Origin of the sequence: Aeromicrobium tamlense (assembly GCF_013408555.1) — a bacterium.
Taxonomy (GTDB): domain Bacteria; phylum Actinomycetota; class Actinomycetes; order Propionibacteriales; family Nocardioidaceae; genus Aeromicrobium; species Aeromicrobium tamlense.
This window is the reverse complement of record NZ_JACBZN010000001.1, coordinates 158,223-176,882: the sequence shown is the minus strand read 5'-3', so window position 1 is coordinate 176,882 and position 18,660 is coordinate 158,223. Positions and strand designations below refer to the sequence as shown.

The window sequence follows — 18,660 nt, the reverse complement described above, 5'->3', positions numbered from 1 at the left end:
TCAGAACTCCAGTCCGCCCTCGCGGGCGCCGTCGGCCAGAGCCGCGACGCGACCGGCGTACTTGTTGCCGGCGCGGTCGAAGACCACGGCGCCGATGCCGGCGGCCTTGGCGCGATCGGCGAGCAGCTCGCCGACCTTCTTCGCCTTGGCCGTCTTGTCGCCGTCGAACGAGCGCAGGTCCGCCTCCATGGTGGAGGCCGACGCCAGCGTGTGGCCCTCGAGGTCGTTGACGACCTGGGCGACGATGTGCTTGCTCGAACGGGTGACGACGAGGCGAGGACGCTCGGCCGAACCCTGGATCTTCTTGCGGCCACGGATCTGGCGGCGCTGACGCGACGCGACCCGGCCCGCGGTGTGCTTGGCGTGCTTGATCGAGATTGCCATGGCTTACTTACCAGCCTTTCCGGCCTTGCGCAGGATGCGCTCTCCGGCGTAACGCACGCCCTTGCCCTTGTAGGGCTCCGGCTTGCGGATCTTGCGGATGTTGGCGGCGACCTCGCCCACGACCTGCTTGTCGATGCCCGAGACGGTCAGCTTGGTCGGACCCTCGACGGTGAACGTGATGCCCTCGGGCGCCAGGAACGGCACCGGGTGGCTGAAGCCGAGGTTCAGCTCGATCTCCGACGGGCCCTTGGAGAGCACGCGGTAGCCGACGCCGACGATCTCGAGCTTCTTCTCGTAGCCGTCGGTGACACCGATGACCATGTTGTTGACCAGCGTGCGGGACAGGCCGTGGAGGGCCTTGCTGCGACGCTCGTCGTTGGGGCGCTCGACCGCCAGCGCGCCGTCATCGTCCTTGCGGACGGTGATGGGCTCGGCAACGGTGTGCGAGAGCTGGCCCTTGGGGCCCTTGACGGTGACGGTCTGGCCGTCGATGTTGACCTCGACGCCGGAGGGGACGGCGACGGGGAGCTTGCCGATGCGCGACATGTTCAGTCTCCTCTCGTCACCAGACGTAGGCGAGGACTTCCCCACCCACTCCGTTGTTGTTGGCCTGACGGTCGGTCTGCAGACCCTGGCTCGTGGAGATGATCGCCACGCCCAGGCCGCCGAGGACCTTCGGAAGGTTGTTGGACTTGGCGTACACGCGCAGGCCCGGCTTGCTGATGCGGCGGATGCCGGCGATCGAGCGCTCACGGTGCGGTCCGTACTTGAGCGTGATCGTCAGCGACTTGCCGACCTCACCCTCGGACGGCTCGGCCACGGAGTAGTCGGTGATGTAGCCCTCCTGCTTCAGGATGGCGGCGACGCCCTCCTTCAGCTTGGAGTGCGGCATCGTGACGGCGTCGTGGTACGCCTGGTTGCCGTTGCGGACACGCGTGAGCATGTCCGCGATCGGATCGGTCATCGTCATTTCAGTGTGTTCCGTTTCTCGCCGCGGTTTCCGTCTCGTCCGGCGTGACGCCGTGGGAGGGGACCTGCTGCGGGTTGGTGGTGGTGATTACCAGGAGCTCTTGGTCACGCCGGGCAGCTCGCCGCGGTGCGCCATCTCTCGCAGGCAGATGCGGCACAGGCCGAACTTGCGGTAGACGGAGCGGGGACGGCCGCAGCGCTGGCAGCGCGTGTAGCCACGGACGCCGAACTTCGGCGTGCGGGACTGCTTGACCTTCAGACCGGTCTTCGCCATGTCAGTTCTCCTTGTACGGGAAGCCGAGCAGCTTGAGCAGAGCGCGGCCCTCATCGTCGTTGGTGGCCGTGGTGACGACCGTGATGTCCATGCCCCGGCTGCGATCGATCTTGTCCTGGTCGATCTCGTGGAACATGACCTGCTCGGTCAGGCCGAACGTGTAGTTGCCCCGGCCGTCGAACTGCTTGGCCGACAGTCCGCGGAAGTCGCGGATGCGCGGCAGCGCGAGCGTCAGCAGACGATCGAGGAACTCCCACATGCGGTCGCCGCGCAGCGTGACGTGCGCGCCGATCGGCATGCCCTCACGCAGCTTGAACTGCGCGATGGACTTGCGGGCCTTGGTGACCTGCGGCTTCTGGCCGGTGATGGCCGTGAGGTCCGCGATGGCACCCTCGATGAGCTTGCCGTCGCGGGCAGCCTCGCCGACGCCCATGTTGACGACGATCTTGGTGAGGCCGGGGACCTGCATGACGTTGTCGTAGTCGAACTGCTCACGCAGCGCGGTCACGATCTCCTCGCGGTACTTCGCCTTGAGGCGGGGCGCGGTGGTGGTGGCCATCTCAGATCTCCTTTCCGGTCTTGCGGCTGATACGGGTCTTCTTGCCGTCGACGACGCCCGAGCCGACCTTGGTCGTGGTCTTGCCGCCATCGGCGTCGACCACGAGCATGACGTTCGAGACGTGGATCGGGGCCTCGGCGGTGATGATGCCGCCCTCGGTCCCGGTCTGTCCGGCGCGGGTGTGCTTCTGGACGCGGTTCACGCCCTCGACGAGGACGCGGTCGTTCTCGAGGACACCGATGATCTTGCCCTCGACGCCCTTGTCCTTGCCGGCGATGACCTTGACCTGGTCACCCTTGCGAATTCGAGCCATCTCAGAGCACCTCCGGAGCGAGCGAGATGATGCGCATGAACTTCTTGTCGCGCAGCTCGCGGCCCACGGGGCCGAAGATGCGGGTTCCGCGCGGATCGCCGTCGGTCTTGAGGATGACGGCGGCGTTCTCGTCGAACTTGATGTACGAGCCGTCCGGACGACGGCGCTCCTTGGTGGTGCGCACGACGACCGCCTTGACGACATCGCCCTTCTTGACGTTGCCTCCGGGGATCGCGTCCTTGACGGTGGCGACGATCGTGTCGCCGATACCGGCGTAGCGACGACCGGAGCCACCGAGCACGCGGATGCAGAGGATCTCCTTGGCACCCGTGTTGTCGGCGACCTTGAGTCGCGACTCCTGCTGAATCATCTGTCTCTCACTTCGCCTTCTCGAGGACCTCGACGACGCGCCAGCGCTTGGTGGCGGACAGCGGACGCGTCTCCGACAGGAGAACGCGGTCGCCGATGCCAGCCTCGTTGGCCTCGTCGTGAGCCTTCAGCTTGATGTTGCGGCGCAGCACCTTGCCGTACAGCGGGTGCTTGAAGCGCTCCTCGATGCTGACGACGACGGTCTTGTCCATCTTGTCGCTGACGACCAGACCCTCACGGGTCTTGCGCGACGAGCGCTCGTTGCTCACTTCGGTGGTGTCCTTCGTGCTCATGCCTGAACCTCCTCGATGATGCCGAGCTCGCGCTCACGGATGACCGTGTAGATGCGCGCGATGTCCTTGCGGACCGTGCGCAGACGCGCGGTGTTGTCGAGCTGACCGGTGGCGTTCTGGAAGCGCAGGTTGAACAGCTCCTCCTTGGCCTCCTTCAGCTTCGCGGCCAGGTCATCGGCGTTGAGGTCGCGGAGCTCTGCGGTGTTGCTTGCCATCACAGGTCTCCTGTCTCACGGGTGATGAAGCGTGCCTTCATCGGCAGCTTGTGGATCGCACGGCGCATCGCCTCACGGGCGACCTCTTCGGACACACCGGAGAGCTCGAACATGACGCGGCCGGGCTTGACGTTCGCCACCCACCACTCGGGCGAGCCCTTGCCGGAGCCCATGCGGGTCTCGGCGGGCTTCTTGGTCAGCGGGCGGTCCGGGTAGATGTTGATCCAGACCTTGCCGCCACGCTTGATGTGACGGGTCATGGCGATACGGGCGGACTCGATCTGACGGTTGGTCACGTAGTGACCCTCGACCGCCTGGATGCCGAACTCGCCGAAGGCCAGCTCGGTGCCACCCTTGGCAACGCCACGCCGCTTGGGGTGGTGCTGCTTGCGGTACTTGACGCGACGAGGCATCAACATCAGGACTCAACTCCTTCGGTGGCCGCAGGAGCGGCTGCGGGAGCCGCCTCGGCGGCGGCCGGCGCAGCGGCGGGAGCGGCGTCACGAGCGGGGCGGCGACCGCCACGCTCACCACGGCCGGGACGACGGCTGCCCGGAGCGGCCGCGCGACGGGCCTGCTCGGCCTCGCGCTCGGCCCGGGTGCCGGCGACCTCGCCCTTGTAGATCCAGACCTTCACGCCGATGCGGCCGAAGGTCGTCTTGGCCTCGTAGAAGCCGTAGTCGACGTCGGCGCGCAGCGTGTGCAGCGGGACGCGACCCTCGCGGTAGAACTCCGAGCGGCTCATCTCCGCGCCGCCGAGACGACCCGAGCACTGGATCCGGATGCCCTTGGCACCGGAGCGCATCGTGCTCTGCATGGCCTTGCGCATGGCGCGACGGAACTGGACACGGCCGGACAGCTGCTCGGCCACGCCCTGCGCGACGAGCTGCGCGTCCATCTCGGGCTGCTTGACCTCGAGGATGTTCAGCTGGACCTGCTTGCCGGTCAGCTTCTCCAGGTCGCCACGGATGCGGTCGGCCTCGGCGCCACGGCGACCGATGACGATGCCCGGACGCGCCGTGTGGATGTCCACGCGGACGCGGTCGCGGGTGCGCTCGATCTCGACGCGGCTGATGCCGGCGCGGTCCATGCCCTTGGTGAGCAGGCGGCGGATCTTGACGTCCTCACCGACGTAGCTGGAGTACAGCTTGTCGGCGTACCAACGGCTCTTGTGATCCGTGGAGATGCCCAGGCGGAAACCGTGCGGGTTGATCTTCTGACCCATGTCAGTTGCCACCCTTCTTCTGGTCGGTTGCGGGTTCGACGACCACCGTCAGGTGGCTGGTGCGCTTGAGGATGCGGTTGGCCGCACCCTTGGCGCGCGGGCGCCAGCGCTTCATCGTCGGGCCCTCGTCGACCATGACGGTCGTGATGACCAGGGTCGAGCGGTCGAGGCCCTCGGTGGTCTCGGCGTTCGCGGCAGCGGAGTCGACCAGCTTGTAGAAGTTCTCGGCCACGGCCTGCGGCTGGAACTTCAGCATGGTCAGCGCGTCCTCGACGCGGGCGCCGCGGATCAGGTCGGCGACACGGCGCGACTTCTGCGCGGTGACGCGGACGTAGCGGGCGACGGCGAAGGCGCCGGGGCGATCGCCCAGGAGCCGCTCGCGGCGCTCGCTCGTGTTGTCACGGGTGGTGGCACTCATCGGCGCTTCGCCTTCCGGTCGTCCTTCTCGTGGCCCTTGAACGTGCGGGTGGGAGCGAACTCACCCAGCTTGTGGCCGACCATCGAGTCGGTGATGAACACGGGAACGTGCTTGCGGCCGTCGTGCACGGCGATCGTGTGTCCGATGAAGGACGGCAGGATCATCGAGCGACGCGACCACGTCTTGATCACGTTGTGGGTCTCGGCTGCGTTCTGGGCGTCCACCTTCTTCTCGAGGTGGCCGTCGACGAAGGGACCCTTCTTCAAACTACGAGGCATCTTTTTCTCCAGGTCCTCTCTCAGCGGCCGCTCTTGCGACGGCGGACGATCATCTGGTCGCTGGCCTTGCGCTTGCGCGTACGGCCCTCGGGCTTGCCCCACGGGCTGACCGGGTGACGGCCACCGGAGGTCTTGCCCTCACCGCCACCGTGCGGGTGGTCGATCGGGTTCATGGCGACACCACGGACGGTCGGGCGCTTGCCCTTCCAGCGGTTGCGGCCGGCCTTGCCCCAGTTGATGTTCGACTGCTCGGCGTTGCCGACCTCGCCGATCGTGGCGCGGCAGCGGACGTCGACGTAGCGCATCTCGCCGGAGGGCAGACGCAGCTGCGCCTTCGAGCCCTCCTTGGCGACGAGCTGCACCTTGGCGCCGGCCGAGCGGCCCATCTTCGCGCCGCCACCGGGACGGAGCTCGATCGCGTGGATCGTGGTGCCGACCGGGATGTTGCGCAGCGGCAGGTTGTTGCCGGGCTTGATGTCGGCGCCGGTTCCGGCCTCGACCGCCATGCCCTGCTTCAGGCCCTCGGGCGCGATGATGTAGCGCTTCTCGCCATCGGCGTAGTGCAGCAGCGCGATGCGGGCGGTGCGGTTGGGGTCGTACTCGATGTGAGCGACCTTGGCCGGCACGCCGTCCTTGTCGTAGCGCTTGAAGTCGATCACGCGGTAGGCGCGCTTGTGGCCGCCACCCTGGTGACGGGTGGTGATCCGGCCCTGGTTGTTGCGGCCGCCCTTCTTGGGCAGCGGCTCGACCAGCGACTTCTCGGGCGTCGTACGCGTGATCTCGGCGAAGTCCGCCACGCTCGAGCCGCGACGGCCCGGCGTGGTGGGCTTGTACTTGCGAATAGCCATGTCTCAGTCAGTCCTTCAGCTCGGGCTCGAGAAGATGTCGATGCTCTGACCCGCGGCCACACTGACGACGGCGCGCTTGGTGTCCTTGCGCTTGCCGGTGCCGGTGCGGGTGCGACGGGCCTTGCCCTTGCGGTTGATCGTGTTCACGCCGGTGACCTTGACCCCGAAGATCTCCTCGACGGCGATCTTGATCTGGGTCTTGTTGGCGTCCGGGTGGACCAGGAACGTGTACTTGTTGTCGTCGAGCAGGCCGTAGCTCTTCTCGCTGACCACGGGGGCGATCAGGACGTCCCGTGCGAAGGTTCCGTGGTTGGACATCAGTTCTCCTCCTGGGCGGTGAACCCGGCGGCCTCAGCGGTCTCGGCGCTGTCGAACCAGACCGTGGCCTCCGTGTCGTCGTACGCGGCGGCGCCGGGAGCGACGAAGGTCTTGTCGGCCTCGACGGCCTTGACCTCGTGGCCCTTGGGCGCGTTGCCGCTGGCGAGCGGAGCCTTCGAGCCCGGACCGTACGGCTGGGTCTTCGTGGCGTTCGCCTTGACGTCCTCGTCGGCGACCTCGGCCTTGGCCTCGGTCTTCGGGGCGGCCTTCTTGGCCGGCTTCGCGGCGGGGGCGTCGGCCTCGACGACCGCCTGGCTCAGCTTGACCGTGTCGGTGCCCTCGGCCGAGCGCGCCGCCACGAAGGCGTCGAACGCGGCCTTCGTGAAGATCACGTCGTCGGCCAGCAGCACGTCGTACGTGTTGAGCTGGTCAAAGGACAGCGTCGCGATGAACGCGGCGTTGCGCAGGCTCTTGACCGTCAGCGCGTCGTCGCGATCGACGACCACGAGGACGCGGGCGCGGCCCGTGAGCTCGCGGACGGCGGCCAGCGCGACCTTGGTGGACGGCGCGTCACCGGAGACGAACGACTCGATGACGTGCAGGCGACCGCTGCGCGCCCGGTCGGTGAGGGCACCGCGCAGGGCGGCGGCCTTCATCTTCTTGGGCGTGCGCTGGTCGTACGAGCGCGGCGTGGGGCCGTGCACGATGCCACCACCGGCGTACTGGGGAGCGCGGATCGAGCCCTGACGAGCGCGGCCGGTGCCCTTCTGGCGGTACGGCTTCTTGCCGCCGCCGCGGACCTCGCCGCGCGACTTGACGTCGTGTGTGCCCTGGCGGGCGGCGGCGAGCTGTGCGGTGACGACCTGGTGCATCAGCGGAATGCTGACGCGGGCGTCGAAGATGTCGACGGGCAGGTCGACGTCGATGGTCTGTGCCATGTCGGTCAGGCTCCCTTCGCGGCGGAGCGGATGACGACGAGGGCGCCCTTGGCCCCGGGCACGGCGCCCTTGACCAGGATCAGGCCGCGCTCGGTGTCGATCGCGTGGACGGTGAGGTTCTGGGTGGTGACCGTGTCGGTACCCATGTGGCCGGCCATGCGCAGGCCCTTGAACACGCGACCGGGGGTGGCGCAGCCGCCGATGGACCCGGGCTTGCGGTGGTTGCGGTGCGCGCCGTGCGAGGCGGAGACGCCGGCGAAGCCGTGACGCTTCATGACGCCGGCGAAGCCCTTGCCCTTGCTGGTGGCGGTCACGTCGACCTTGTCACCGGCGGCGAAGATCTCGGGCGAGATCTCCTGGCCGAGGGTGTAGTCGGCGACGGCCTCGGTGCGGATCTCCACGACGTGGCGGCGCGGCGTGACGCCGGCCTTCGCGAAGTGACCGGCCTGCGGCTTGTTCAGCTTGCGGCCGTCGGTCTCGCCGAAGCCGAGCTGGACGGCGCTGTAGCCGTCGTTCTCGCGGGTGCGGATCTGGGTGACGATGTTGGTGGAGGCCTCGAGGACGGTGACCGGGATGACCCGGTTGTTCTCGTCCCAGACCTGCGTCATCCCGAGCTTGCGACCGAGGAGGCCGCGCGCGGTGAGTGTGCTGCTCATGGTGTGCGTCCCTCCCTCAGAGCTTGATCTCGATGTCGACGCCGGCCGGCAGGTCGAGTCGCATGAGCGAGTCGACGGTCTTGGGCGTCGGGTCGATGATGTCGATGAGCCGCTTGTGGGTGCGCATCTCGAAGTGCTCGCGGCTGTCCTTGTACTTGTGCGGCGAACGGATGACGCAGTACACGTTCTTCTCCGTCGGCAGCGGCACGGGGCCGGCAACCTTGGCGCCGGTGCGGGTCACGGTGTCGACGATCTTCTTCGCCGAGGAGTCAATGACCTCGTGGTCGTAGGCCTTGAGCCGGATACGGATCTTCTGTCCCGCCATGCTCTCGCTCGTCCTTTACGTTCGTCTTCGCCAGCCCCCGGGTTCGGGGTAGGCATGCCCCCCGTCTCCGTACCCCGAGGTCGGGCGTGTCGCGAGCGCTGACGCGCACAAGGAAACGCACACTTCTCGAGTTAGGTGGTTGGACCGGCTCCGCCCCGCTGCTGCGGTGCGACTGGCCGGACAACATGGTCTCGGGATCGGCGCGAGCGTTGAGCTGGGCGTGAGTTCCCAACCGCTGGCGCCACCGCGAACATGCCGGGGCAACCTGACCATTCTGACAGACTTCGCCCGACGAACACAAATCGGGTCCTCGCGACGTTCGCGTGGGCTCGGACACGACCGCTAGTGGTGGCCGTGACGCTCCGACTGCAGGTGTCCCGCGGGCTCCAGTTGGAAGGTCGAGTGGGCGACGTCGAAGTGGTGGCTCAGACACGTGCACAGGTGGTCCAGCACGTGGTGGGCGTCGTCCATGTCGACGACCGACTCGTCGACCACGACGTGAGCGCTCATCACGGGCATCCCGCTGGTGATCGTCCAGACATGCAGGTCGTGCACGTCGACGACGCCCTGGACTCCGAGGATGTGGTCGCGGACCTGGTCGAGGTCGACGTCGCGGGGGCTGTTCTCCAGCAGCACCTCCCCCACGTCGCGCAGCAGTGAGATCGCGCGGGGGACGACGAGGGCCGCGATGACGAGCGAGGCCACGGGGTCGGCCTGGGCCCACCCCGTGGTCAGGATGACGACCGCGGAGGCGATGACCGCGACCGAGCCGAGGGCGTCGCCGAGCACCTCGAGGTACGCGCCGCGGACGTTGAGACTCTCCTCGGCCCCTCCCCGCAGCACCAGCAGGCCGACCACGTTCACGGCCAGTCCGATCGCGCCGGCCACGAGCACCGGCAGGCCGGCGATCTCGGGCGGCTCGGACAGCCGTCCCACGGCGCTGAGCACGATGATCCCGCAGATCACGAGCAGGATGAGCCCGTTGGCCCCGGCTGCGAGCACCTCGGTGCGGTGCCAGCCGTAGGTGCTGCGCGCTCCCCCGGGTCGCTGCGCCACCGCGATCGCGGCCAGCGCGAGGACCAGGCCGAACGAGTCGCTGAGCATGTGGCCGGCGTCGGCCAGCAGCGCGAGCGAGCCGGTCAGCCAGCCGACGATCACCTGGACCACGAGCACCGACAGGGTGAGCGCCAGCACGAGGACGAGGCGTCCCCGGTGCCTCACCCCGGCGCCGTGCGCATGATCGTGTCCCACACCGCGAGGCTACCCGTCGGACGCCCGGCACCGATGCGGCCGCCGTCACACCCCGGACATGACAGAACCCCCGGGGCCGAAGCCCCGGGGGTTCCTCACGCAGTGCGTGTCAGCGGATCAGCTCACTTGTTGATCTTGGTGACACGGCCGGCGCCGACGGTGCGGCCGCCCTCGCGGATGGCGAAGCGCAGGCCCTCCTCCATGGCGATCGGCTGGATCAGCACGACCGACATCTCGGTGTTGTCGCCGGGCATGACCATCTCGGTGCCCTCGGGCAGCGTGACGACGCCGGTGACGTCCGTGGTGCGGAAGTAGAACTGCGGGCGGTAGTTGTTGAAGAACGGCGTGTGACGGCCACCCTCCTCCTTGGACAGGATGTACACCTGGCCCTCGAACTCCGTGTGGGGAGTCGTGGAACCGGGCGCGATCACGACCATGCCGCGCTCGACGTCCTCGCGCTTCGTGCCACGGAGCAGGAGGCCGACGTTCTCGCCCGCCTGGCCCTCGTCGAGCAGCTTGCGGAACATCTCGATGCCGGTGACCGTCGTGGTCTGCTTGTCGTCACGGATGCCGACGATGTCGACCGTGTCGTTGACCTTGACGATGCCGCGCTCGATGCGACCGGTGATGACGGTGCCACGACCGGTGATCGTGAAGACGTCCTCGACCGGCATGAGGAACGGCTTGTCCGTCTCACGCGGGGGCAGCGGGATGTACTCGTCGACCGCGGCCATGAGCTCGAGGATCGACTCGCCCCACTTGGCGTCGCCGGTCAGGGCCGGGTGGGCCGCGACCTTGACGACGGGGACGTTGTCGCCGTCGAAGTCCTGCTCGTTGAGCAGCTCGCGAACCTCGAGCTCGACGAGCTCCAGGATCTCCTCGTCGTCGACCATGTCGCACTTGTTGAGCGCCACGACCATGGCCGGCACGCCGACCTGGCGGGCGAGCAGCACGTGCTCACGCGTCTGCGGCATCGGGCCGTCGGTGGCGGCGACCACGAGGATCGCGCCGTCCATCTGAGCCGCGCCGGTGATCATGTTCTTGACGTAGTCGGCGTGGCCGGGGCAGTCGACGTGCGCGTAGTGACGGTTCTCGGTCTGGTACTCGACGTGCGAGATCGAGATCGTGATACCGCGCTGGCGCTCCTCGGGAGCCTTGTCGATCATGTCGAAGGCCGAGGCCTCGTTCAGATCGGGGTACTTGTCGTGCAGCACCTTGGTGATCGCCGCGGTCAGCGTCGTCTTACCGTGGTCGATGTGACCGATGGTGCCGATGTTCATGTGCGGCTTGGTCCGCTCGAACTTCGCCTTAGCCACTGGGGCCCTCCTGGTTTGGTTTCTCTAGCTTGTGTTGACTGAAACGCCGTGTGGAACGCGGTGGAGCGAACCTCAGGCCACCCTATGCGATGGGGCCGAAGCTCACTCGCCCCGGGCCTTCTTGATGATCTCTTCGGCCACGGCCTTGGGGACCTCGGCGTAGGAGTCGAACTGCATCGAGTACGACGCGCGTCCCGAGGTCTTCGACCGCAGGTCGCCCACGTACCCGAACATCTCGGACAACGGCACGAGCGCCTTGATCATCTTGGCGCCGCCGTAGCCCTCCTCCATGGACTGAACCTGTCCACGGCGGGAGTTGAGGTCGCCGATCACGTCGCCCATGTAGTCCTCGGGCGTCGTGACCTCGACGGCGAACATCGGCTCGAGGAGGACCGGGTTGGCCTTGCGAGCGGCCTCCTTGAAGGCCTGGTTGCCGGCCAGCTTGAAGGCGAGCTCGCTGGAGTCGACGTCGTGGTAGGCGCCGTCCTCGAGGGTGAACTTGACATCGACCATGGGGTAGCCGGCGAGGACGCCGAACTCCATGGCGCTCTGGGCGCCCGCGTCGACCGAGGGGATGTACTCGCGCGGGACGCGACCACCCGTGACCTCGTTGACGAACTCGTAGCCACCCTCGCCACCGGCCTCAGGGCTGTTGGGAGCCAGGCCGATGACGACCTTGGCGAACTGACCCGAGCCACCGGTCTGCTTCTTGTGCGTGTAGCTGTGACCCGTGATGGTGCCGCGGATGGTCTCGCGGTACGCGACCTGGGGCTTGCCCACGTTGGCCTCGACCTTGAACTCGCGCTTCATGCGGTCGACGAGGATGTCGAGGTGGAGCTCGCCCATGCCGGCGATGATCGTCTGACCCGTCTCCTCGTCCGTGTGGACCTGGAACGTCGGGTCCTCCTCGGCGAGCTTCTGGATCGCGACGCCGAGCTTCTCCTGGTCGCTCTTCGTCTTGGGCTCGATGGCGACCTGGATCACCGGATCCGGGAAGGTCATCGACTCCAGCACGATCGGGTTGGCCGAGTCGGCCAGCGTCTCGCCCGTGGTGGTGTCCTTGAGGCCCATGACGGCCACGATCTGGCCGGCGCCGACCGACGCGATCTCCTCACGCTTGTTGGCGTGCATCTGGTAGACCTTGCCGATCCGCTCCTTGCGGCCCTTCGTGACGTTGAGCACCTGGGTGCCCGCCTCGAGGCGACCGGAGTAGACGCGCACGAAGGTCAGCTTGCCCAGGTGCGGGTCCGTGGCGATCTTGAAGGCCAGGCCGGCGAACGGCGCGTCGTCCGACGGGGGACGCGTGTCGTTCTTCGACTCGTCCTTCGGGTCCAGGCCGACGATGTCACCGACGTCGATCGGGCTGGGGAGGAAGTCGACGACCGCGTCGAGCAGGGGCTGGACGCCCTTGTTCTTGAACGCCGTGCCGCACAGGACCGGGTTGAGCTTCGCGGCCAGGGTGGCGCGACGGATCGCGGCCTTGAGGTCCTCGACCGAGATGTCCTCGCCCTCGAGGTACGCCATGGCGATCTCGTCGTCGACGTCGGCCAGGGTCTCGAGCAGGTTCTCGCGACCCTCGGCGGCGGCGTCGGCCAGGTCGGCCGGGATCTCCTCGACCGTGTAGTCCTCGCCGATCGTCGTCTCGCCGCGCCACGTCAGCGCGCGCATGCCGACGAGGTCGACGACGCCCAGGAAGTCGGACTCGGCGCCGATCGGCAGCTGCAGGACGAGCGCGGTCGCGCCGAGGCGCTCGCGGATCGTCTTGACGCAGAAGTCGAACGAGGCGCCCGTGCGGTCGAGCTTGTTGACGAAGCACATGCGCGGCACGCCGTACTTGTCGGCCTGACGCCACACCGTCTCGGACTGGGGCTCGACACCGGCGACGCCGTCGAACACCGCGACCGCGCCGTCGAGGACGCGCAGCGAGCGCTCGACCTCGACGGTGAAGTCGACGTGACCGGGGGTGTCGATGATGTTGATCTGGTGGTTCTTCCACCAGCAGGTCGTCGCGGCCGACGTGATCGTGATGCCGCGCTCCTGCTCCTGCTCCATCCAGTCCATCGTGGCGCCGCCCTCGTGGACTTCACCGATCTTGTAGGTGATGCCCGTGTAGAACAGGATGCGCTCGGTGGTGGTGGTCTTGCCGGCATCGATGTGCGCCATGATGCCGATGTTGCGGACCTTGGTCAGGTCGGTGGTGATGTCGGTTGCCACGTGAGGATCAGCCTTTACGGAGGTGTGGGTCGGTGTGGGAGCGCGAGGTCGTCGCGCTCACGATCACCAGCGGTAGTGGGCGAACGCCTTGTTGGCTTCGGCCATCTTGTGGGTGTCCTCGCGCTTCTTCACGCTGGCACCGAGGCCGTTGCTGGCGTCGAGCAGCTCGTTCATGAGGCGCTCGGCCATGGTCTTCTCGCGACGCTCGGAGCTGTACTTGACGAGCCAGCGCAGCGCGAGGGTGGTCTGGCGGCCGGGACGGACGTCGACCGGGACCTGGTAGGTCGCACCGCCGACGCGGCGGCTCTTGACCTCGAGGGCGGGCTTGACGTTGTCGAGCGCGCGCTTGAGGGTGATGACCGGATCGGTGCCGGACTTCTCACGCGTGCCCTCGAGGGCCGTGTAGACGATGCGCTGTGCGACCTGCTTCTTGCCGTCGAACAGCACCTTGTTGATCAGCTGGGTGACCAGCTGGCTTCCGTAGACCGGATCGGTCTCGATGGCACGCTTCGGAGCGGGACCCTTGCGAGGCATCAGCTCTTCTCCTTCTTCGCGCCGTAACGGCTGCGAGCCTGCTTGCGGCCCTTGACACCCTGGGTGTCGAGGGAGCCGCGAATGATCTTGTAACGAACACCGGGGAGGTCCTTCACACGACCACCACGGACGAGCACGATCGAGTGCTCCTGGAGGTTGTGGCCCTCGCCGGGGATGTAGGCGGTCACCTCGGTGCCACTGGACAGACGCACACGAGCGACCTTCCGCAGCGCGGAGTTCGGCTTCTTGGGGGTCGTGGTGTACACGCGGGTGCACACGCCACGCCGCTGGGGCGAACCCTTGAGGGCCGGGGTGTTGGTCTTGACGACCTTGCTCTGGCGGCCCTTGCGGACAAGCTGGTTGATGGTGGGCACTATGCCTCTTCCTGGGAATTCTCCCGTTCGATCGCGGGCGCGCATGCGGCCTCGCGGGTCTTCCTCGATCTCCACCACGGACGGCATCCGGCCACCGTGATCACGGATCATCGGGCCAGGGGCCCTTGTCCGTTCGAACGTCGCGCCGACTCACGTCGGGCACGGCTCCCCATCTTACCCGAGCCCGCCACGTCGAAACAAATCGCCTCGGGCCGCCGGCAGCAGCCCGGAGTCAGGGGACGCGCGGTCCGTCCAGCCACGCGACGGCGGCACCCGTCGGAGCGACCGCGGCGGCCGGGATCCGACCCCACAGCCCGAGGTACAGCTCGGTGGCCGTGCCCACCGCCTCGCCGTCGACGTCGATCTCTCGCTGGACGAGTCGCGGAGGTCCGTCGGGGTCGTCCTCGTCGGGCGCGACGATCCAGCTGCGGTCGAGATCGGTCGCGACGAGGCGGACGGGCGCGTCGACGCGCGGCCGCCTCCCCCGCTCGGTCATCCGACGGCCGAAGACGCGCACGACCTCGGAGATGCCGTCGGCCGCGACCTGCGGATCGACGTCCAACGCGAGGTCCGGGAGGCCGAGGGCCTGCGCGAGGTCGACCCGGTGCACGCACGTCTCGTGCAGCTGGCGGCGCGGCCAGAAGCCGGCGACCTCGTCGATGCGGGCGAAGTTGGGGACGGGCTCGTCGGGGTCGACGGCCTGCAGCGCGGCGATCAGCGCCGTGGCCGTGCCGGCGTACCACTCGTCGAGCGGCTCGGTGGCGCGCGCGTCGGGCTCCTCGGCGATGCGCTGGCCCGAGAGCACGATGGCCGCGGCCCAGCGGTGGATCGACCCGAGGTGGCGCACGAGGTCGGCGGTGGTCCATCCGGGACAGGCGGGCACGGGCTCGTCGCCCTCGATGCGTCCGACGAGGGAGGCGACGCCGGCCATCTCGCGGCCCAGCAGGATCAGCGGATCTTCCACGGTGCCCTTCCTACCGGTCGCCGACGAGCAGCTGAGCGAGGTGGACGGCCTGCACGTCGGCCAGGTCGTCGAGCTGGGTGCGGCAGCTGAACCCGTCCGCGACGACGATCGCGTCGGGTCCGGCCTCCCGCACGGCCGGCATGAGCTGCTGCTCCGCGACCGCCACCGAGACCTCGTAGTGGCCCTTCTCGACGCCGAAGTTGCCGGCGAGTCCGCAGCAGCCGCCGACGCGCACGACGTGGGCGCCGGTGCGCGACAGCAGGCGCAGGTCGGCGTCGAACCCGATCACCGAGGCCTGGTGGCAGTGCGGCTGCACGACGAGGGTGCGGCCCGACAGGTCGGGGACCTCGAGCTCCTCGCGGTCGGCCAGCAGCTCGGCCAGGGTGAACACGCCCTTCGCCACCTCGGCCGCTCGGGGATCGTCGACGAGCTCGGGGGCGTCGGTGCGCAGGGCGGCCAGGCACGAGGGCTCGAGGCCCACCACCGGGATGCCGGCCTCGACGTACGGGTGCAGCTGCTCGACGGCCGCCGCCGCCAGCTCGGCCGCCTTGTCCAGCTGACCGGTGGAGATCCAGGTCAGGCCGCAGCACTGCTGGCGCTCGAGGAGGCGGATCTCGTAGCCCGCCGACTCCAGCAGTCGCACGGCGGCGCGGCCCGCGTCGGTGGAGAAGTACTCGGTGAAGGAGTCGGCCCACAGCAGCACCGGGTCGCCCCCGGCGGCCCGCTCCTCGCGGGACAGCACCTTCGACAGCGTGCGGGTCGCGAAGGTGGGGATGCTGCGGCGCTGGTCGATGCCCGCGACCCACCGGGCGACGTGGGCCAGGCCGGGAACGCGCAGGGCCAGGTTCGCCAGCCGCGCCACCGGCGCGGTGAGCCGGGCCCACATCGGCAGACGCCCCAGGACGTAGTGGCTCCGGGGCCGGATCCTGCCCTTGTACGTCTGGTGCAGTACCTCGGCCTTGTAGGTCGCCATGTCGACGCCCGTGGGACAGTCGCCGGCGCAGCCCTTGCACGACAGGCACAGGTCGAGTGCCTCGTGGACCTCGGGGCTGCTCCAGCCGCCGTCGACGAGCCGGCCGTCCACCATCTCCTGCAGCACGCGCGCGCGTCCGCGCGTGGAGTCCTTCTCCTGGCGGGTGGCCTGGAAGGAGGGGCACATGACGCCGGCGCCCGGCGCCGCGAGGCACTTGCCGACCCCGGTGCAGCGGTGGACCGCCGCGCCGAAGTCCCCGTCGTCGTGCAGCAGGCGCAGGCTGCGGCGCCGCTCGGGCATGCCGGCCGGCCACCCGGCGCCCATCCCGCGGAGGTCCTCGTCGAGGGGACGCGGACGCACGAGGACGCCGGGGTTCATGAGGTCGTCGGGGTCGAAGACCTGCTTGACCTGCTCGAACAGGCCGACCGCCTCGGGCGAGTACATGAGGGGCAGCAGCTCGGACCGCGCGCGGCCGTCGCCGTGCTCACCGGAGAAGGAGCCGCCGTGCGTCGCGGCCAGCGTGGCGGCGTCGGTGAGGAACGAGCGGAACCCGCGGCGGCCGTCGGGCGCGTCGAGCGGGAAGTCGATGCGCACGTGGACGCAGCCGTCGCCGAAGTGGCCGAACAGCGTGCCGTGCAGGCCGTGCTGGTCGAGCAGGGCCTCGAAGCCGCGGAGGTACTCCCCCAGCCGCTCGGGCGGGACGGCGGCATCCTCCCAGCCGGCGAGTGCCGGGCGGTCCCAGGCGCGGGACGCCAGGCCGGCGCCCTCCTCGCGGATCCGCCACAGCACCGACTGCTCGATCGGCGAAGTGACGTGGCGGTGCCCCATCGCGCCGGACTCGCGCACCACGCGGTCGGCGCGCGCCTGCAGCTCGGCCGCGTCGTCGCCGGCCAGCTCGACGTAGAGGTAGCCGTCGCCCGGCGGCAGATCCGGCACCGCCGAGGCACCGTGCGCGGCGCGGTAGACCTCGACGATGCGGCGACCGAGTCCCTCGCACGCGATCGGCTCGAAGGGCAGGATCGCCGGCACGTGGTCGGCAGCCTCGGCCATCGACGGGAACGACAGGACGACGAGGTGGCGCACCGGGGCGTCGGCGACGAGGTCGACGGTGGCGCCCAGCATCACCGCGAGCGTGCCCTCGGTGCCCGCCATGAAGGAGGCGACGTCGAAGCCCTTCTCGGGCAGCAGGTGCTCGAGGCTGTAGCCCGAGACCTGGCGGCCGAAGCGACCGAACTCGGTGCGGATCGTCGAGAGGTTCGCGCCGACGAGAGAGCGCAGGCTCTCGAGCCGCTCCGAGGTCACGGCGACGTCGCGGCCCACCTGGAACCGCTCCCCCGCCATCGTCAGCAGGTCGAGCGCGGCGACGTTGTCGGCGCTGCGGCCGTAGCCGAGCGCGCGGTTGCCGCAGGCGTTGTTGCCGATCATGCCGCCGACGGTGCAGCGCGTGTGGGTGGACGGGTCGGGTCCGTAGCGCAGCCCCGCCGGGGCCGCGGCCCGCTGGAGCGTCGCGTGGACGACGCCCGGCTCGACCTCGGCGGTGCGGGTGGCCTCGTCGATCGCGAGGATGCGGTTCATGTGGCGCGAGAAGTCGAGCACCACGCCGGTGCCGATGGCGTTGCCCGCGATGGACGTGCCCGCGCCGCGCGAGGTCAGCGGGGTGCCGGACGCCCGGCAGGCCTCGACGACCGCGTGGACCTCGTCGAGGTCGTGCGGCCGGACGACCACCTGGGGCTCGACGCGGTAGAGCGAGGCGTCGGAGCTGTAGAGCGCGCGGGCCAGCGACGAGGCGTCGACGTCGCGCACGCCCGACTGCTCGAGCCGGGCCAGCACGTCGCGACCGGTCTCGAGCCGCTCGAGGGGAGGCGTGGTCATGACTGTCCTTCGTCCGCGGGTTCCGTCAGTAGCATGCTACTGCCCGCTGCCTCGACCGCGGCGCGGACGTCCCCGGCCCAGCCGTCGTCGACCTCGTCCCCCGCCCGGGCCACCTGGTGCATGAGCAGCGTGCCGGTGTGCTCGAGATGGGTGGCCATGGCCCGTCCGGCGGCCTCGGCATCGCCGTCCGCGATCGCGATCGCGACGGGCTCGTGCTCCGCCGCGACCTCGGCGAGCGGACGCGAGCGGCCGAAGGTGGAGACGCCCCGGGCCTGGATCGAGTCGCGCAGCCGGGTGACCTCGGACTCGAGACGCGGGTTCCGCGCCGCGGAGGCGACGAGCGCGTGGAAGTCGCGGTCGACGCGGCTGAAGTCGGTCTCGCGGCCCGCGGCGGCGTGGTCGCGGGTGGCTGCCACGTTGGCGGCGAGCCGCTCGCGCAGGTCGCGGTCGGCCAGCCGCGCGGCGGCCGCGGCGGCCGGGACCTCCAGGAGCAGCCGCAGCTCGAAGACCTCGCGCACGTCGGCGACGGTGACGCCGCGGATGCGGACCCCGCGGTTGCGCTCGATCTCGACCAGGCCCAGGTCGGCCAGCCGCAGCACCGCCTCGCGGACCGGCGTGCGCGAGACGTCGAGCTGCTCGGACAGCCGGTAGATCGAGTGCTGGGAGCCCGCCGCCAGCTCTCCCCCGACGATGCGCTCGCGCAGCAGGGCGAAGACGCGGTCGGTGGCGGTGGTGCGGGTGTCCACGGTCACACCCGGCCTGGGTGCGCCGGGGTGGGGT

26 protein-coding genes are annotated in these 18,660 nt (G+C 69.2%); all 26 read right to left on the bottom strand.

The genetic code is table 11. The features are described from left to right. Positions 1–384 (bottom strand): 50S ribosomal protein L18, encoded by a 384-nt coding sequence (gene rplR / locus BJ975_RS00930; protein WP_179422755.1) that lies wholly within the window; start codon positions 382–384, stop codon positions 1–3. Between the two features lie 3 nt (positions 385–387). Further along, the gene (gene rplF / locus BJ975_RS00925) at positions 388–930 is read right to left on the bottom strand and encodes a 50S ribosomal protein L6 (protein ID WP_179422753.1); all 543 of its coding nucleotides are present in this window, start codon (positions 928–930) and stop codon (positions 388–390) included. A gap of 16 nt (positions 931–946) precedes the next feature. After that, on the bottom strand, positions 947–1,354 hold the full coding sequence (rpsH, locus tag BJ975_RS00920; RefSeq protein WP_179422751.1) for a 30S ribosomal protein S8: 408 nt from the start codon (positions 1,352–1,354) through the stop codon (positions 947–949). Between the two features lie 87 nt (positions 1,355–1,441). Further along, a complete protein-coding gene (locus BJ975_RS00915) occupies positions 1,442–1,627 on the bottom strand; it encodes a type Z 30S ribosomal protein S14 (RefSeq protein WP_078699117.1) in 186 nt (61 codons plus the stop codon). A 1-nt stretch (position 1,628) separates the two neighbouring features. After that, a complete protein-coding gene (gene rplE / locus BJ975_RS00910; protein WP_179422749.1) occupies positions 1,629–2,186 on the bottom strand; it encodes a 50S ribosomal protein L5 in 558 nt (185 codons plus the stop codon). Position 2,187: 1 nt separating this feature from the next. Further along, on the bottom strand, positions 2,188–2,499 hold the full coding sequence (gene rplX / locus BJ975_RS00905) for a 50S ribosomal protein L24 (RefSeq protein WP_179422747.1): 312 nt from the start codon (positions 2,497–2,499) through the stop codon (positions 2,188–2,190). A gap of 1 nt (position 2,500) precedes the next feature. Further along, positions 2,501–2,869: a 50S ribosomal protein L14 gene (rplN, locus tag BJ975_RS00900; protein WP_179422745.1), complete on the bottom strand. Its 369-nt coding sequence runs from the start codon at positions 2,867–2,869 to the stop codon at positions 2,501–2,503. Between the two features lie 7 nt (positions 2,870–2,876). Continuing rightward, a complete protein-coding gene (gene rpsQ / locus BJ975_RS00895; protein ID WP_179422743.1) occupies positions 2,877–3,161 on the bottom strand; it encodes a 30S ribosomal protein S17 in 285 nt (94 codons plus the stop codon). Further along, a complete protein-coding gene (rpmC, locus tag BJ975_RS00890; protein ID WP_179422741.1) occupies positions 3,158–3,376 on the bottom strand; it encodes a 50S ribosomal protein L29 in 219 nt (72 codons plus the stop codon). Before rpmC ends, rpsQ begins: the two co-directional genes overlap by 4 nt. After that, positions 3,376–3,795 (bottom strand): 50S ribosomal protein L16, encoded by a 420-nt coding sequence (gene rplP, locus BJ975_RS00885; protein WP_179422739.1) that lies wholly within the window; start codon positions 3,793–3,795, stop codon positions 3,376–3,378. Before rplP ends, rpmC begins: the two co-directional genes overlap by 1 nt. Continuing rightward, complete coding sequence (rpsC, locus tag BJ975_RS00880; protein WP_179422737.1) at positions 3,795–4,601, bottom strand: 30S ribosomal protein S3; 807 nt, start codon at positions 4,599–4,601, stop codon at positions 3,795–3,797. Before rpsC ends, rplP begins: the two co-directional genes overlap by 1 nt. A gap of 1 nt (position 4,602) precedes the next feature. After that, positions 4,603–5,019, bottom strand: a complete 417-nt coding sequence (gene rplV / locus BJ975_RS00875) for a 50S ribosomal protein L22 (RefSeq protein WP_179422735.1) — start codon at positions 5,017–5,019, stop codon at positions 4,603–4,605. Further along, the gene (rpsS, locus tag BJ975_RS00870; RefSeq protein WP_078699126.1) at positions 5,016–5,297 is read right to left on the bottom strand and encodes a 30S ribosomal protein S19; all 282 of its coding nucleotides are present in this window, start codon (positions 5,295–5,297) and stop codon (positions 5,016–5,018) included. The genes rplV and rpsS overlap by 4 nt, the downstream gene beginning before the upstream one ends. Positions 5,298–5,317: 20 nt before the next feature. Continuing rightward, positions 5,318–6,145, bottom strand: a complete 828-nt coding sequence (rplB, locus tag BJ975_RS00865; protein ID WP_179422733.1) for a 50S ribosomal protein L2 — start codon at positions 6,143–6,145, stop codon at positions 5,318–5,320. Between the two features lie 15 nt (positions 6,146–6,160). Further along, complete coding sequence (gene rplW, locus BJ975_RS00860) at positions 6,161–6,463, bottom strand: 50S ribosomal protein L23 (RefSeq protein WP_179422731.1); 303 nt, start codon at positions 6,461–6,463, stop codon at positions 6,161–6,163. Continuing rightward, entirely contained in the window at positions 6,463–7,401 is a 939-nt protein-coding gene (gene rplD / locus BJ975_RS00855; RefSeq protein WP_179422729.1) for a 50S ribosomal protein L4, sunset domain variant, read from the bottom strand. Before rplD ends, rplW begins: the two co-directional genes overlap by 1 nt. A gap of 5 nt (positions 7,402–7,406) precedes the next feature. Further along, a complete protein-coding gene (gene rplC, locus BJ975_RS00850; RefSeq protein WP_179422727.1) occupies positions 7,407–8,057 on the bottom strand; it encodes a 50S ribosomal protein L3 in 651 nt (216 codons plus the stop codon). A 16-nt stretch (positions 8,058–8,073) separates the two neighbouring features. Beyond that, positions 8,074–8,382, bottom strand: a complete 309-nt coding sequence (rpsJ, locus tag BJ975_RS00845; RefSeq protein ID WP_078699131.1) for a 30S ribosomal protein S10 — start codon at positions 8,380–8,382, stop codon at positions 8,074–8,076. A 342-nt stretch (positions 8,383–8,724) separates the two neighbouring features. Next, positions 8,725–9,633, bottom strand: a complete 909-nt coding sequence (locus BJ975_RS00840; protein WP_179422725.1) for a cation diffusion facilitator family transporter — start codon at positions 9,631–9,633, stop codon at positions 8,725–8,727. A 122-nt stretch (positions 9,634–9,755) separates the two neighbouring features. Then, complete coding sequence (gene tuf / locus BJ975_RS00835) at positions 9,756–10,949, bottom strand: elongation factor Tu (RefSeq protein ID WP_179422723.1); 1,194 nt, start codon at positions 10,947–10,949, stop codon at positions 9,756–9,758. Positions 10,950–11,051: 102 nt separating this feature from the next. Beyond that, on the bottom strand, positions 11,052–13,163 hold the full coding sequence (gene fusA, locus BJ975_RS00830; RefSeq protein ID WP_179422721.1) for an elongation factor G: 2,112 nt from the start codon (positions 13,161–13,163) through the stop codon (positions 11,052–11,054). A gap of 63 nt (positions 13,164–13,226) precedes the next feature. Continuing rightward, on the bottom strand, positions 13,227–13,697 hold the full coding sequence (rpsG, locus tag BJ975_RS00825) for a 30S ribosomal protein S7 (RefSeq protein ID WP_179422719.1): 471 nt from the start codon (positions 13,695–13,697) through the stop codon (positions 13,227–13,229). Continuing rightward, on the bottom strand, positions 13,697–14,071 hold the full coding sequence (gene rpsL / locus BJ975_RS00820) for a 30S ribosomal protein S12 (RefSeq protein WP_019143662.1): 375 nt from the start codon (positions 14,069–14,071) through the stop codon (positions 13,697–13,699). The genes rpsG and rpsL overlap by 1 nt, the downstream gene beginning before the upstream one ends. A 232-nt stretch (positions 14,072–14,303) precedes the next feature. Then, positions 14,304–15,035: a maleylpyruvate isomerase family mycothiol-dependent enzyme gene (locus BJ975_RS00815; protein ID WP_179422717.1), complete on the bottom strand. Its 732-nt coding sequence runs from the start codon at positions 15,033–15,035 to the stop codon at positions 14,304–14,306. Positions 15,036–15,045: 10 nt separating this feature from the next. Next, positions 15,046–17,880 carry an FAD-binding and (Fe-S)-binding domain-containing protein gene (locus tag BJ975_RS00810; RefSeq protein ID WP_179422715.1) on the bottom strand — a complete coding sequence of 945 codons (2,835 nt, stop codon included), beginning with the start codon at positions 17,878–17,880 and terminating at the stop codon, positions 15,046–15,048. Continuing rightward, a complete protein-coding gene (locus BJ975_RS00805; protein WP_179422713.1) occupies positions 17,877–18,626 on the bottom strand; it encodes a GntR family transcriptional regulator in 750 nt (249 codons plus the stop codon). Before BJ975_RS00805 ends, BJ975_RS00810 begins: the two co-directional genes overlap by 4 nt. Between the last annotated feature and the right edge of the window lie 34 nt (positions 18,627–18,660).